Raw genomic sequence first — 13,894 nt, forward strand, 5'->3', positions numbered from 1 at the left:
GGCCTGCGGCACCACGTTGCGGGGCGGCCCGCCGTGCGGCGGTGCGGGCGGGGCCTGCGGCGGCTGGGCCTGCGGCGGCGCGGGCATCGCTCCGCCGGGCGGCTGCTGCGGCGGGACGGGTGGCTGCTGCGGTGCCATGGGCTGCTGGGCCGGTGCGGCGGGCGCCTGCGGCGGAGGCGGCGGGACGGCCGGTTGCTGCTGCGCGGGGAACGCCTGCTGCTGCGGGACGCCCTGCTGCTGGATCATGCCCAGCGGGGGCGTCGGCGTGACCGGCTCGTTCAGGCTGTCGAAGGCGCCCTTGAGCGATGGCGCGGCGCGCACCTGCGGGTCGTCCGCCTCGTAGTACTCCTTCTTCTGGAACTTCCCGAAGTTCGCGATCATGCTCGACGGGAACGTGTCGAACCGGGTGTTGTACGCGCGGACGTTGCCGTTGTAGAACCGGCGGCCGGCGGCGATGCGGTCCTCGGTCTCGACCATCTGCTGCTGCAGGTACAGGAAGTCCTGGTTCGCCTTGAGGTTCGGGTACTGCTCGGCCACCGCGAAGAAGTTCGCCAGCGCGCCGTTCAGCGAGCGCTCCGCGTCGCCCTGCGCCGCCGGGCCAGAGCCGTGCGCGGCCATGGCCTGGCTGCGCGCCTCGACGACCCGCGTCAGCGTCTGCTGCTCGAACTTCGCGGCCGCCTTGGTGACCTCGACGAGGTTGCCGATCAGGTCGTGCCGGCGCTGCAGCTCGACGTCGATCTGGCGCCAGGACTCCTCGATCGTGTTGCGCTGTCTGGCGAACTTGTTGTAGCTCGCGATGAACGCCACGACGACGATCACGATGATGACGACGACGACCAGAATGATGATCACTGCTGCGTCCACCCGGGCAGGCTATCGCGTCGGCGGGTGCCCTGCGGAACGGAAGTCGACCTCAGAGCCCCAGGTCGGCCCGGTCCAGTAGGAACCGGTACGGCAGGCCGCGCGCGTCGATCGCCTCGCGCGCACCGGTGTCGCGGTCGACCACCGTGATCACGCCGACGACCGTCGCGCCCGCCTCGGTGAGCGCGTCGACCGCGGTGAGCACGCTGGCGCCGGTGGTCGAGGTGTCGTCGACGGCGAGCACCCGCTGGCCCGCCACCTCGATGCCCTCGATGCGTCGCTGCATCCCGTGCTCCTTGGTGGACTTGCGCACCACGAACACGTCCAGCACCTCGCCGGCCGCCGCGGCGGCGTGCATCATCGCGCCGGCCACGGGGTCCGCGCCCAGCGTGAGCCCGCCCGCGGCGACGTAGTCCCAGTCTGCGGTGAGCTGGCGCAGCAGCCGGCCGATCAGCGGGGCCGCCGAGTGGTGCAGCGTGGCCCGCCGCAGGTCGACGTAGTAGTCGGCCTCCAGGCCGGAGGAGAGCACGACGCGTCCTTGCACCACGGCGAGCTCGGCCACCAACCGGGCCAGCTCGCGCTTCGCCGTCAGGTCGACACCAGGAGCGGTACGCACGAACGCGAGCCTCTCATGCGCCACCGACAAAACCCGGCTCCGGCGCGCCCGATGTGACGAGGCTCAGCCCAAGGCCACGGGTTGCCGTCTCATGGCTTCCAGACGAAGCTCGGCACCCGGTCGACGACGTCGCAGAGGTAGTCGAGCATCCACTCCACCTTCCGGACGTCGATCTTCTCCCGGTCCCAGGTCATCAGGTCGCCCCGCTCGAAGCGGAACGGCACCGACTGCGCCCGCTGGTCGCTCAGCATCCATTCCATCATCCGCGGATGCAGGACGTCGTAGGCGAACTTGTCGTCGTCGGCCTTGATGTGGAACGCCTCGTTGAACTGCTCGCTCTCCAGCTGCAGGTCCCGCACGCCGACGAAGCCGAGCAGCTTGCGGCCGAAGCCCTCGCGGCCGACCTGCAGCGTCGGCCGGGCAGCGGGCAGGGACAGCGAGACGACCGTGTGCCGGTAGGTCGTGGTGCGCCGGTCGTCGCCGCTGCCCTCGGTCTCCTTGTAGGAGTACTCGAACGCCAGGACCTGCCGGCCGCGGTGCTCGCCGCGCAGCGCGTGCTTGGCGTCGCGGCCGTGGCCGCGGCCGAACGGGTCGCCGCGGAACCGGTCGATGAGCGAGCGGTCCCGCTCGGTGTAGCGCCAGCCGCGCTTCGCGGCGAACGCGGTGAACTCGGCGACCTTCTTCTGGTGTGCCTTGTGCTGGAAGTAGAAGACCGCGGCGACCACCGCGAGGCCGAGGATGACCAGCAGCACCGTGCCGATGTCCATGGGTCAGGTCCGGTCCCGCCCGGAGGAGGCCATCGTCTCGAACCGCCGCAGCAGCGAGCGCGGGAGCAGCCGCGGCACGGTGAGCAGCGCCTTGTACGTCAGGCTGGGCACCGAGCGCGCGCGGCCGCGGCGCAGGGCGCGCAGGCAGTCCGCGACGACCTTGTCGGCGTCGAGCCAGAGCCGGTCCGGCACCGCGGACTTGTCGTCGCCGGCGCGCTCGTGGAACTCGGTGCGGGTGAAGCCGGGCTCGAGCGCGATCATCCGCACGCCGGTGCCGACGAGGTTCGCGGCGATGCCCTCGGAGAACGCGGTCACGAAGGCCTTGGTGGCGGCGTAGGTCGGCCCGACGCCGGGGAAGTAGCCGGCCACGCTCGACACGTTGATCACGCCGCCGTGGCCGCGGGCGAGCATGCCCGGCAGCACCGCGCGGGTCAGCCGCATCACGGTCGTGACGTTGACGTCGAGCTGTGCCTGCAGCTCGTCGGGGTCCGCCTCGCTGAACGCGCCGCGGGTGCCGAAGCCGGCGTTGTTGACCAGCAGGTCGATCGGCTTCTCCGTGTCGGCGAGCCGCTCCTCGACCCGTTTGCGGGCGCGCGTGGTGGACAGGTCGGCGGTCATCGGCTGGACGTCCACGCCGTGCGCCTCGGCCAGCTCCGTCGCCACGTCCCGTAGGCGGTCTCTCGTGCGGGCCACGATCACCAGGTCGTATCCCTCGGCGGCGAGCTTACGGGCGAACGCGGCCCCGATCCCGGCCGTCGCCCCGGTGACGAGCGCTGTTGGCATGTGGACACGTTAATCGCTCACCGATCGAGTGAGCGTTCGCCCCGCCGCTACTCGCGGCGTTCCCCGTGTCGCCCGGTCGGCTGCTCGTGCTCGCCGACCGGGTCAATCTCGGCGTCGAACGGGTCGATCACGTCGGCCACCTCGCCGATCCCGCGCAGCAGCCGCTCGAGCCGGGACGGGCTCACGTGCGGCGCGGCGCTGGCGAGCACCCAGCCGCCCTCGATCCAGGTGACCGCGATGTCCGCGCCGATCTCCTCCGTGGCGTCGACGAGGTCCGGGGTGATCAGCCCGCGCGCGGCGGTCAGGTCGGAGACGAACGCGTACCGCTGGCCGACCGGGCCGAGGAGCTCGGGCATGTGCTCGCGCTGGAACGGGGAGCTGGGCAACCACAGCTCGACGATCGCGGGCAGCGTGCGCCGGCACTGCACGGCGGCGATGACGGCGGTGACCCGGCCGCCCGTCTCGAGGTCGAAGACGTAGACGCGCCGCCGCCCGTCTGCGGTGAAGGTCGAGCCGGCGACGACGTCACGCGCGACGCCGCCGCCGTGGTATGCGATCACGCCGCCGGTCCACTGGTCCGGCAGGACGTGGTCGTGGTCGGCGAACTGCCAGCCGCGTAGTGCTGCCCAGCGACGGCGCTCCCTGTTGCGGGAGGTCAGCCGCGCGCGGTCACGCAGCAGGACCAAGGCGCCGGCGAGCGCGAGGACGGCCGCGACGGCGAACCAGACCCATGCCGGTATTCCCACGCCGCAGAGCGTAGTAGGCCGAAGGGCGCAACCAAGATCCGGCGCGCCTTCTACAACCAAATGGTTGACAAAGGTGCTACCTTGTCTACAACCAAATGGTTGATAAGGAGGCGGCGGTGGTCGAGGACCGGCTGTCCCGGGTGTTCGGAGCCCTCGCGGACCCGACGCGGCGGGACATCGTGGCGAGGCTCGCGGTCGGGGACGCGACGGTCGGCCAGCTGGCCGAGCCGTACGACGTGTCGGTGCAGGCGGTCTCCAAGCACGTGAAGGTGCTGGAGGACGCCGGGCTCGTGACGCGGTCGCGGGACGCGCAGCGCCGCCCCTGCCACCTCGAGGCGGAGGTGTTCGACCTGATGACCAAGTGGATCGAGCGCTACCGGCGGGCGGCCGAGGAGCGGTTCCGCCGCTTGGACGCCCTGCTCGCCGAGACCGAGGCGAGTGCCGAGAAGACTGACCGAGGAGAAGCATCATGACCACTCGTACGACCCCCGAGACCCGGATCGAGAGCGACCCGACGGTGCCGGTCATCCGCATCGTCCGCGAGTTCGACGCGCCCCCGGAGCGGGTGTACCGGGCGTTCACGGATCCCGACCTGTTCGTCCGCTGGCTCGGGCCGACGTCGTCGTCGATCCGTCTGGACAGATGGGACCCGGTGTCCGGCGGCGCCTACAAGTACACGGTGCTGCAGGGCTCCGACGAGGTGGTGGCGTTCTGGGGCTCGTTCCACGAGCTGCGCTCGCCGGACCGGCTGGTGCAGACACAGTCGATGGTGGGCCTCGACGACGCCGCGATCCTGAACACGCTGACGTTCGAGGAGCTGCCCGGCGGCCGCACGCGGCTGACGGACCTGACGCTGGTGGACAGCTTCGAGGGCCGGGACATGATCCTGGCCAGCGGCATGGAGTCGGGTGTGGTCGAGGGCTACAAGAAGCTCGACGAACTGCTCGCCGGCTGAGTGTCTTGCTCGGGCGGCCGGCTCACGCCGGCCGTTCGAGCGCCCACCAGGTGTCCATGCGCGCGACGACTGCCCGGTCGCCGTTCGCGACCCGTGCGGCCCGGAACAGGAACGCGGAGATGCCGGCCGCGCCCTGCATCCAGCCGACGCCGGGTGGCAGCAGCGGTTCGGCCGCCCGGTGCTCGATGAAGCGCCAGTAGGCGTGCGGACCTTTGCGGATGGCCCGGTCGACGAGCGTGTCGGCGAGGTGCAGGGCGAAGTCGAGGTCGTCGGCGTTTCCGGTGCGCTGCCAGGAGTCGAGGAAGACCTCGCCGACGCCGGCGGTGCCGCAGCAGCGGCCGTCGTTGTCCCAGAAGCCGGGGTGGCGGCGCTCGGGGATGCCGGAGTTGCGGACGCTGTCGAGGCAGCGGCGGTGCCAGGTTCCCGGTTCGTCGCCGGCGATGTCCACGGCGCCGGCTCGTTCGAGGGCGGGGAAGAGCAGTGAGGTGCCGGCCGGGCCGTGGCACCAGTTGTAGGTGAACTCGTCCTGGTCCTCGGCCTTCGGGATCCGGCGCGGGACGACGAAGCCGCCGCCATTCGTGTCGCCTGTCGTGTCGCCTGTCGTGTCGCCTGTCGTGTCGCCGAGGGTCACGAGGTGCTCGGCGCCGCGGCGGGCGGCGTCGGCGAGGTCGGCACGGCCGAGCTCGGCGCCGGCGAGCGCGAGGGTGGTGGCGATGCCGGCGACGCCGTGGGAGAGGTTGGGCATCGCGACGTCGTCGTCGGTGCGGAAGCGCGTCGGCACGAAGGGCCAGTCCAGGCCCGCCGGCGTGGTCCGCGCTTCGTCGAGCAGCACGGCGGCGGCGTGCGCGGCCAGCTCGTCGGCCCGCCGCGCGCCGGCGCGCCGCGCCCACAACGCGCCGAGCAGCACACCAGCCGTACCGAGGACGAGGTCGTTGATGCGCGCGTTCGGCAGGAAGCGGGGTGGCTGCAGGAAGGTCTGGGGCCACCCGTCGGTCGTGGCGAGGTCGAGGAGCCGTTCGACGGCCGCGTCGGCGTCCTCTCCGAGCGCGATGAGCACGCCGATGGTGCTGACCAGGCCGTCGAAGTAGGTGCAGTCCGTCTCGAGTGGAATGTCGGCCTGCAGCCGGCCGGCAACGGCGCCGGCGAGGCGCTGCTCCTCGGCGGTCCAGTCGCGGGTGAGCCGCACGTCGGCGAGCGCGAGGGCGAGGCTGCCGAGGCCGCTGTGCATGCCGTCGCGGTAGTCGGGGTTGAGCGAGCCGGGCGAGGACTCGGGGATCCAGGGCCCGTCGTCGTCCCAACGCACTTGATCGAGCACCCACCGCCAACCGGCCTCGGCGACGTCGACGTAGCTCACGACCCGCTGCTCAGCCCGCACCCCAGCCCCCACAGTCCCAGCACCCCGACCCAGAGCACATCGGGCACGCACAACCCCCGCGCGCACACGCGCGTGCAGAACCCAAGAAACGTAGCCCCCACCCTCTCCGGGGGCACCCCTCGTGACCGTCAGTCTACCGGGGAGCCCTGACGAAAGGCGTGGTCGAACGGTTTCTGTGGACAACTGGGGCGGTTGTGGACAAGCTCGCGACGAGGCCCGCGAGTCCACACTGGACTCGCGGGTCTCAGCAGGCTCAGAGAGCGCGGCCGACGATCAGCGCCGAGCTGTCGGGCGCCATGTCCACGCGGACCGTGTCGCCGTCGCGGATCTCCCCTGCCAGCAGGGCCTTCGCCAGCTGGTCGCCGATCGCCGACGACACCAGGCGGCGCAGCGGGCGGGCGCCGTACACCGGGTCGAAGCCGTTGATGGCGAGCCACTCGCGGGCCGACGGAGACACGTCCAAGGTCAGCCGGCGCGCGGCCAGGCGCTTGCCCAGCTGCGTGACCTGAATGTCCACAATGGACGTGAGCTCCTCGGTCGCCAGGGAGTGGAACACCACCACGTCGTCCAACCGGTTCAGGAACTCCGGCTTGAAGTGGCGCTGCACCACCGACAGCACGGCGTCCTTGCGCTGCAGCTCGTCCAGCGACACGTCCGCGATCGCCTGCGAGCCGAGGTTCGAGGTCAGCACCAGGATCGTGTTGCGGAAGTCCACCGTCCGGCCCTGGCCGTCGGTCAGCCGGCCGTCGTCGAGGACCTGCAGCAGCACGTCGAACACGTCCGGGTGCGCCTTCTCCACCTCGTCCAGCAGCACCACGCTGTACGGCCGCCGCCGCACCGCCTCGGTCAGCTGGCCGCCCTGGTCGTAGCCGACGTACCCGGGCGGCGCACCCACGAGCCGGGCCACCGAGTGCTTCTCGGAGTACTCGCTCATGTCGATGCGCACCATCGCGCGCTCGTCGTCGAACAGGAACTCCGCCAGCGCCTTGGCCAGCTCGGTCTTGCCGACGCCGGTCGGCCCGAGGAAGAGGAACGAGCCCGTCGGCCGGTCCGGATCGGCCACCCCGGCCCGCGCCCGGCGGACCGCGTCGGACACCACGCGCACCGCCTCGGCCTGGCCGATGACCCGCGCGCCGAGCGCCTCCTCCATCCGCAGCAGCTTCGCGGTCTCGCCTTCGAGCAGCCGGCCGGCGGGGATCCCGGTCCACGCCGACACGACGTCGGCCACGTCGTCCGGGCCGACCTCCTCCTTCAGCATGACCTGCGCGTCGGCGTGCGCCGCGCTCCGCGTGGCCACCTCCAGATCTTTCTCCAGCGCCGGGATCCGGCCGTACCGCAGCTCCGACGCGCGCTCGAGATGACCGTCGCGCTCGGCCCGCTCTGACTCGCCGCGCAGCTGCTCGAGCTGCTCCTTGAGCTCGCGAACCTTCTCGATCGAGCCCTTCTCGTTCTGCCAGCGGGCGGTCAGCGCGGACAGCCGCTCACGCTTCTCGGCGAGCTCCGCCCGCAGCGTGGCGAGCCGCTGCCGGGACGCCTCGTCCTGCTCCTTCTCCAGCGCCATCTCCTCGATCTCCAGCCGGCGCACGGCGCGCTCGACCTCGTCGATCTCGACGGGCCGGGAGTCGATCTCCATGCGCAGCCGCGACGCGGCCTCGTCGACCAGGTCGATGGCCTTGTCCGGCAGGAAGCGGGCGGTGATGTACCGGTCGGACAGCGCGGCCGCGGCGACCAGCGCACCGTCGGTGATCCGCACGCCGTGGTGCACCTCGTAGCGCTCCTTGAGCCCGCGCAGGATGCCGACGGTGTCCTCGACGGTCGGCTCACCGACCAGGACCTGCTGGAAGCGCCGCTCGAGCGCGGCGTCCTTCTCGATGTGCTGGCGGTACTCGTCGAGCGTGGTCGCGCCCACCATCCGCAGCTCACCGCGGGCCAGCATCGGCTTGATCATGTTCCCGGCGTCCATCGCGCCCTCGCCGGTGGCGCCCGCGCCCACGATCGTGTGCAGCTCGTCGATGAACGTGATGACCTGGCCGGCCGACTCGGTGATCTCCTTGAGCACCGCCTTCAGCCGCTCCTCGAACTCGCCGCGGTACTTCGCGCCGGCGACCATCGCGCCGAGGTCCAGGCCGACGACCCGCTTGCCGAGCAGCGACTGGGGCACGTCGCCGGCCACGATCCGCTGGGCCAGGCCCTCGACGATCGCGGTCTTGCCGACACCCGGCTCGCCGATGAGCACCGGGTTGTTCTTGGTGCGCCGGGACAGCACCTGCACGACCCGGCGGATCTCGGCGTCGCGGCCGATCACCGGGTCGAGCTCGCCCTTGCGTGCCCGGTCGGTCAGGTCGACGCCGTACTTGTCGAGTGCCTTGTACGTCCCCTCCGGGTCGGCGCTGGTGACCCGGGACGAGCCGCGGACCTTGACGAACGCCTCGCGCAGCGCCTCGGGCGTGGCGCCGTGCCGGTTGAGCAGGTCGGCCACGGAGCCGCCCTCGGCCGCGAGCCCGACCAGCAGGTGCTCGGTCGAGACGAACTCGTCGCCCATCTCCGTGGCGAGCTTCTGCGCATGGGTCACCGCACGCAGCGCCTGGCCGTCGAGCTGCGGCGCGGACACCGTGGCACCGGTGGCCGACGGCAGACTGTTCGACAGCTGGTCGAGCTCCTTGCGGATCACCCCCGGGTCGGCGCCGACGGCCGTCAGCAGCGGTGCGGTCAGCCCCTCGCCCTGCGCGAGCAGCGCGCCGAGCAGGTGCACCGGCTTGATGTCCGGATTGCCGGCTGTGGTCGCGGCCTGCGCCGCCGACGAGATCGCCTGCTGGGTCATCGTCGTCGGGTTGAAAGCGTCCAATCCCCTCACCTCACGTTGCGTTCCCTCACTACCCCAACGTCAGTAAAGTTGAGTCGGTTCCGCTCAACCCCCAGATTTTCACGCTGTGACGTGCATGCTGCCGGACTTCACCCACATGTACCAACGACACTGTCCACAGGTCGACCCCACTTGTCCACAATCCCCAGGTCTTTATCCACAGGAAGCTGTGTACCGGGAGGACGCCGTCCCAGTCGCCACCGCCACCCGAGTGATCCCGGGTGTGGTCTCAGCGAGCGGTCACGCCCTGTCGGGCACGAACGCCGAAGTAGTCACCGCCCTTGCGCCGCACGTCGTCCGTGCCCCAGTCGCGGTTGCGCGGGACCGGCTGCATGCGAGGGATGTGCTTGCGGCAGTGCACGTAGGCCTCCTCGACGTGCACGACCACCCAGCGCTCGGGCGCACGGCCGCGCTCGACCTCGGCGGGCAGGCCCGGCCACTGGGCGCGCAGGTCGGCGTCCTCGACGATGCGGGCCTGGCCGTTGACGTGCAGGCCGATGACGTCCTCGGTGAAGTCGATCATCAGCATGCCGATGTGTGGGTTCTCGCTGATGTTGCCGAGGCTCGCGAGCACGCCGTTGCCGCGGTACTCGGGATAGGCGACGCGGCGCTCGTCGAGCACGTGCAGGAAGCCGGGCGGGCCGGCGCGCAGGCTCGAGTCGCACTCGCCGCCGGCGTCCGCGGTGCCGATGAAGGCCAGCTCCATCCGGCCGACGAAGGTGATCATGTCGTCGTTGAGGTGGTCGAGGACCTGGTCGCGGTAGAAGCGCTGCGCGCGGTCCGCCGAGCCGTAGGCGCACTGCAGGAGGTGCTCGCCGTCGGAGCCCGGGCCTGGCTCCGGTCGCGGCGGCGGTTGTTGGGTCCCCATTGACGGCGCGGGGCCTTGCGGCCGGGCGGGCGGCTGCCGGAACCAGTCGCCGGCCGGACCGCGGTTCATCGGCGGATAGACCGGTTGGCCGGGTCGCGGTGGACCTGGTTGGGGCAGCGAAGGCTGGGCTGGATGTTGCGCGGGGCGCGGCGGTACAGGCGCCCCGGTACGACCGATCGGGCGAAGTTTTCGGGTCGGTCCATCCGCCGGCGAGCCCGCGGCGGCCGCCGAGACGACGGGCGCGGGCGGGCGCGGCCGCATACGGGGCGGAAGAACCTGCTGGTCATCGGCGAATTCGAGGTCCAGCAGCGCTGGATCGGCAACACCGGCGGGGGTAACCCGGTCTGGTCGCACGGCGGACACGCTCCCATGCCCGGCGCGGCGGGGCGAAGCCCCCTCCCCGAGAAGTCATCCGATCGTCCCAAAGCGACCACCCTGTGTAGTGGCGTCTCACACGAAAGTGCCACGAGTGCGGACAACGGGGGAGTTTCCGTCTAGTGTCCACGTGTCGGGGACGGGTGACCGCGAACTGGAACGTGCGGCGTCCACCCCGGACGCCGAGAGGTGGAGTCTGTGCCCCGACCATGACAGCAAACGCCGTTGTGAGCCCCATACCGCGCCAGGACAGCCACGAGCCGACTTCGGACCCGGTGGCGATCATGGTGCGGTACGTCCGCGAGAGCTGGGCTGTCGTCGAGCCCTACGCGGACCGGGTAGCTGAGTTCTTCTACGCGACGCTGTTCAGTATCGCCCCGGCGACCCGGGAGCTCTTCCCGGTGAACATGCAGGTACAGCGTTCGCGGTTGTTGCGTGCCCTGGTGCACGTCGTGCAGATGGTCGACCGGCCGGACGACCTGATCCCGTTCCTGCGCCAGCTCGGCCGCGACCACCGGAAGTTCGGTGTGGTGGCGAGCCACTACGAGGCCGTCGGCATGGCGCTGCTGGCCGGGGTGAAGCAGTTTGCGCGCGGTGCGTGGACCGACGAGGTCGAGCGCGCGTGGGCCGAGGCCTACACGATCATGGCGCGGGCCATGCTGGAGTCCGCGAACGCGGACGAGGGTCCGGCGTGGTGGAACGGCAAGGTCGTCGAGCGCCAGCGGCTCAACCGTGACCTCGCGGTGGTGCGGGTGCAGCCGGACTTCGCGGTGCCGTACCACCCGGGGCAGTACGTGAGCGTGGAGACGCCGCACCGGCCGCGGATGTGGCGCTACCTGACGCCGGCGACCGCGCCGCGCGACGACGGTCTGCTGGAGTTCCACGTGCGGGCCGTCGACGGCGGCTGGGTGAGCCGGTCGATCGTCTCGGCCTCGGAACCGGGCGACATGTGGCGAATCGGGCCGCCGATGGGCCGGCTGCGGGTGGACCGCAAGGCCGGCCGCGACGTGCTGATGATCGCCGGCGGCACGGGCGTCGCGCCGATGCGGTCGCTGGTCGAGCACCTGTCCCGGTGGGGCGAGAACCCGAAGGTGCACCTGTTCTACGGCGGGCGGGTGCGCGCGGACCTGTACGACCTGGAGACGCTGCAGGACGTCGCGTCGACGAACCCGTGGCTCACGGTCGTGCCGGTCCTCGAGACCGAGTCGAGGGTGCCCGGCATGGAGCGCGGCACGCTCGCGGACGTGGTGACCCGCTACGGCGCGTGGCCCGACCACGAGGTGCTGGTGTCGGGCTCGCCGCCGATGGTCAGGTCGACGGTGTCGCGGATGCTCGTGGCGGGGACGGCGCTGGATCGGATCACGTACGACCCGTTCACTGTGGACTGACCTGGCCTCCGGCCCCCGGTTTCCAGCGTATGGACACCCACCGACGATTCCGGCCGTCGTCGATCAAGCTTGTGGACAAGTCGACGTTGGCCACAGCCGTTCCATGAAGGCCGCGTCGGTTGACGCGCCGCGCCCGTGCTCGACCCTGACGTGGGATGGCGTGGTATCCGACGGCCCGATGGCCCCGCCGGATCGGAATGGAGCGCCCCCGCCGACGACCGCTGCTCTCGCCTCGCACGCCGCTGGACGTCGGGGGCCCCCGATTTCAAGTCTAATCGCGAGGACCGACAATTCTGGACCCTGCGCGTGGATCTGTGGATACCTCGCCGAGTTGTGGACAACTGCTCGGGGGTCCCCTGATTTCAAGTCTAGTCGTGGGGACTGACAGTTCCGGACGGTTGTTCTCTACCGGCACTGCCGCGCAGGTGTCGAGGGCGGGATGCGTTGGCACAGCTGCGGGTTCGGCGGGTCGAGACGGGCCGACCAGGCGCCCAGGGATATACCCGAAGAACCGAGGCTTCGGAGTCAGACACGCGAAATCTGTGGACATCGCCCCGGGTTGTGGATAACCCCCTCGGGGTCCCCTGATTTCAAGTCTAGCCAGGAGGTACGACAAATTCAGAGCGCGCGGCACTGCTCCGAGTGAACTCGCCGGGGGAAGGTGGGAGTTACTTGCGGCGGTTGGGTTTCCAGACGACGAGGGCCGTCTGCTGGCGGACAGGGACCAGCTCGTTGCGGTACGAGCGGTGGATCGCCGCCGCTGCCTGTTCCGCCGCCGCGTGTACCGCGGCCAGTTCCTCCGTGAGCTCGGCCAGGCGGGCGCGCAGGTGGTCGACCTCGTGCTCCAGCTCGATGATCCGCTTGATGCCCGCCAGGTTCACGCCCTGCTCCTGCGACAGTCGCTGGACCTCGCGGAGCAGGGCGATGTCTCGCATCGAGTAGCGGCGGCCGCCGCCGGAGGAGCGGCCCGGGGAGACCAGGCCCATCCGGTCGTAGCCGCGCAGGGTCTGGGCGTGCAGGCCGGACAGCTGGGCGGCTACCGAGATCACGAACATCGGGGTGTCCTCGTCGGCCCCCGGAGGAAACGACATGCCCGTCATCACTCGCTCCGTTGCTGCAGCATCGCCGTCAGGTCTGGCCGCGGGTCGTGCCCCGCGGTGGCCGACAGGTAGTCCTCGAGCGCCTGCTTCGCCTTGTCGTCCATAGTGGATGGAACGGTGACCTGCAGGGTCACCAGCAGGTCACCGGTCTGGCCCTCGCGCCGCTGGATGCCCTTGCCCCGCACCCGCAGCACCCGGCCGCTCGCCGTGCCCGGCGCCACCCGCAGTGACACCTTGTCGTCGAGCGTCGGCACGGTGAGCGTGGTGCCCAACGCGAGCTCCGGGAACGTGACCGGCACCTTGATCGTCAGGTCGTTGCCCGACCGGCCGAAGATCACGTGTGGCGTGACGTGCACGCGCACGTACAGGTCACCCGCGTGCCCACCGTTCGAGCCCGGCTCGCCCTGCTCGGCCAGCCGGATCCGTTGGTCGTCGTTGACGCCCGCGGGAATCCGCACGGTCAGCGTCCTGGTCCGGGTGCTGACGCCGTCGCCGCTGCACTCCGGGCACGGGTCGTCAACGATCCGGCCGGTACCGCGGCAGTCCCGGCACGGCTCGCTGAACGCGAACGCGCCCTGGCTGCGGCTCACCAGCCCGGCCCCGTTGCAGTTCGCGCACATGCGCGGGGTGGTGCCGGGTCTGGCACCCGAACCGTGGCAGGTGCCGCACGTCGACGGGCTCGACAGCCGCAGCGGGACCGTCGCGCCCTTCACCGCCTCGACGAAGTCGATGCGCACCTCGGTCTCCACGTCGGCCCCGCGGCGCGGCCGGGTGGTCGCGCTCGCGGTGCCGCCGCGGCGGCCGAACAAGTTTCCGAGCAGGTCGCTGATGCCCCCGCCGGCGGCGGCCTGCTGGCCGCCGCCGAACAGGTCACCGAAGTCGAACGTGGACCCGCCACCCGTGCCGAACCCGCCGAAGCCGCCCGGCCGGAACCCGCCCGCGCCGAACAGCCGGCGGGCCTCGTCGTACTGCTTGCGCTTGTCCGGGTCCCCGAGCACGCCGTAGGCCTCGGACACCGCCTTGAAGCGGGCCTCTGCCTGGGCGTTGCCCGGGTTCGCATCCGGATGCAGCTCGCGCGCCAGCTTCCGGTAGGCCTTCTTGATCTCCGCGTCGCCGGCGTCGGACGAGACGCCCAGCTCGTGGTAGAAGTCCTTGTCGATCCAGTCCCTCGCACTCACGGACGTCCCCTCCTCCCGA

The 13,894-nt window shown here is 71.1% G+C and carries 13 protein-coding genes; 3 read left to right on the top strand and 10 right to left on the bottom strand.

Annotated elements, in window-relative coordinates:
* The 5 genes from ACRDSK_RS11220 to ACRDSK_RS11240 all read right to left on the bottom strand — a co-directional run.
* Window positions 1–864, bottom strand: an 864-nt coding sequence (locus ACRDSK_RS11220; protein WP_431440164.1) for a LemA family protein, incomplete at its 3' end; no start/stop codon positions are given.
* Between the two features lie 49 nt (window positions 865–913).
* Entirely contained in the window at window positions 914–1,477 is a 564-nt protein-coding gene (gene pyrE / locus ACRDSK_RS11225) for an orotate phosphoribosyltransferase (RefSeq protein ID WP_431440165.1), read from the bottom strand.
* An 89-nt stretch (window positions 1,478–1,566) separates the two neighbouring features.
* On the bottom strand, window positions 1,567–2,244 hold the full coding sequence (locus tag ACRDSK_RS11230; protein WP_431440167.1) for a DUF3137 domain-containing protein: 678 nt from the start codon (window positions 2,242–2,244) through the stop codon (window positions 1,567–1,569).
* A gap of 3 nt (window positions 2,245–2,247) precedes the next feature.
* Window positions 2,248–3,027, bottom strand: coding sequence for an SDR family NAD(P)-dependent oxidoreductase (locus ACRDSK_RS11235; RefSeq protein WP_431440169.1), 780 nt, complete (start codon window positions 3,025–3,027; stop codon window positions 2,248–2,250).
* A gap of 47 nt (window positions 3,028–3,074) precedes the next feature.
* A complete protein-coding gene (locus ACRDSK_RS11240; RefSeq protein WP_431440171.1) occupies window positions 3,075–3,773 on the bottom strand; it encodes a hypothetical protein in 699 nt (232 codons plus the stop codon).
* Window positions 3,774–3,868: 95 nt separating this feature from the next.
* Here ACRDSK_RS11240 and ACRDSK_RS11245 point away from each other — a divergent pair, with 95 nt between their 5' ends.
* Window positions 3,869–4,246, top strand: coding sequence for an ArsR/SmtB family transcription factor (locus tag ACRDSK_RS11245; RefSeq protein WP_431440173.1), 378 nt, complete (start codon window positions 3,869–3,871; stop codon window positions 4,244–4,246).
* Window positions 4,243–4,728 carry an SRPBCC family protein gene (locus ACRDSK_RS11250; RefSeq protein WP_431440175.1) on the top strand — a complete coding sequence of 162 codons (486 nt, stop codon included), beginning with the start codon at window positions 4,243–4,245 and terminating at the stop codon, window positions 4,726–4,728. The genes ACRDSK_RS11245 and ACRDSK_RS11250 overlap by 4 nt, the downstream gene beginning before the upstream one ends.
* A gap of 22 nt (window positions 4,729–4,750) precedes the next feature.
* On the opposite strand, the gene ACRDSK_RS11255 is transcribed toward ACRDSK_RS11250, so the two are convergent.
* The 3 genes from ACRDSK_RS11255 to ACRDSK_RS11265 all read right to left on the bottom strand — a co-directional run bounded on the left by ACRDSK_RS11255 (window position 4,751) and on the right by ACRDSK_RS11265 (window position 9,834).
* Window positions 4,751–6,082, bottom strand: coding sequence for a lanthionine synthetase LanC family protein (locus ACRDSK_RS11255; RefSeq protein WP_431440177.1), 1,332 nt, complete (start codon window positions 6,080–6,082; stop codon window positions 4,751–4,753).
* Window positions 6,083–6,356: 274 nt separating this feature from the next.
* Complete coding sequence (clpB, locus tag ACRDSK_RS11260; RefSeq protein WP_431440179.1) at window positions 6,357–8,948, bottom strand: ATP-dependent chaperone ClpB; 2,592 nt, start codon at window positions 8,946–8,948, stop codon at window positions 6,357–6,359.
* A 247-nt stretch (window positions 8,949–9,195) separates the two neighbouring features.
* Window positions 9,196–9,834 carry a pyridoxamine 5'-phosphate oxidase family protein gene (locus ACRDSK_RS11265; protein WP_431440181.1) on the bottom strand — a complete coding sequence of 213 codons (639 nt, stop codon included), beginning with the start codon at window positions 9,832–9,834 and terminating at the stop codon, window positions 9,196–9,198.
* A gap of 584 nt (window positions 9,835–10,418) precedes the next feature.
* On the opposite strand from ACRDSK_RS11265, the gene ACRDSK_RS11270 reads away from it, so the two are divergent.
* The gene (locus ACRDSK_RS11270; RefSeq protein ID WP_431440182.1) at window positions 10,419–11,597 is read left to right on the top strand and encodes an FAD-binding oxidoreductase; all 1,179 of its coding nucleotides are present in this window, start codon (window positions 10,419–10,421) and stop codon (window positions 11,595–11,597) included.
* Window positions 11,598–12,265: 668 nt separating this feature from the next.
* Here ACRDSK_RS11270 and ACRDSK_RS11275 read toward each other — a convergent pair.
* Together ACRDSK_RS11275 and dnaJ are read right to left on the bottom strand one after the other, a co-directional pair.
* On the bottom strand, window positions 12,266–12,697 hold the full coding sequence (locus ACRDSK_RS11275) for a heat shock protein transcriptional repressor HspR (protein ID WP_431440184.1): 432 nt from the start codon (window positions 12,695–12,697) through the stop codon (window positions 12,266–12,268).
* A complete protein-coding gene (gene dnaJ, locus ACRDSK_RS11280; protein WP_431440186.1) occupies window positions 12,697–13,875 on the bottom strand; it encodes a molecular chaperone DnaJ in 1,179 nt (392 codons plus the stop codon). The genes ACRDSK_RS11275 and dnaJ overlap by 1 nt, the downstream gene beginning before the upstream one ends.
* Window positions 13,876–13,894 lie beyond the last annotated feature (19 nt).

It is taken from the genome of Actinophytocola sp., from assembly GCF_050699915.1.
In the GTDB taxonomy this organism is placed as follows: domain Bacteria; phylum Actinomycetota; class Actinomycetes; order Mycobacteriales; family Pseudonocardiaceae; genus Actinophytocola.

Coding starts and splice junctions, on each gene's coding strand:
- ACRDSK_RS11230 (WP_431440167.1), bottom strand. CDS start 2,244: ATGGACATCGGCACGGTGCTGCTGGTCATCCTCGGCCTCGCGGTGGTC.
- ACRDSK_RS11235 (WP_431440169.1), bottom strand. CDS start 3,027: ATGCCAACAGCGCTCGTCACCGGGGCGACGGCCGGGATCGGGGCCGCG.
- ACRDSK_RS11245 (WP_431440173.1), top strand. CDS start 3,869: ATGGTTGATAAGGAGGCGGCGGTGGTCGAGGACCGGCTGTCCCGGGTG.
- ACRDSK_RS11250 (WP_431440175.1), top strand. CDS start 4,243: ATGACCACTCGTACGACCCCCGAGACCCGGATCGAGAGCGACCCGACG.
- ACRDSK_RS11265 (WP_431440181.1), bottom strand. CDS start 9,834: ATGGGGACCCAACAACCGCCGCCGCGACCGGAGCCAGGCCCGGGCTCC.
- ACRDSK_RS11270 (WP_431440182.1), top strand. CDS start 10,419: ATGACAGCAAACGCCGTTGTGAGCCCCATACCGCGCCAGGACAGCCAC.
- ACRDSK_RS11275 (WP_431440184.1), bottom strand. CDS start 12,697: ATGACGGGCATGTCGTTTCCTCCGGGGGCCGACGAGGACACCCCGATG.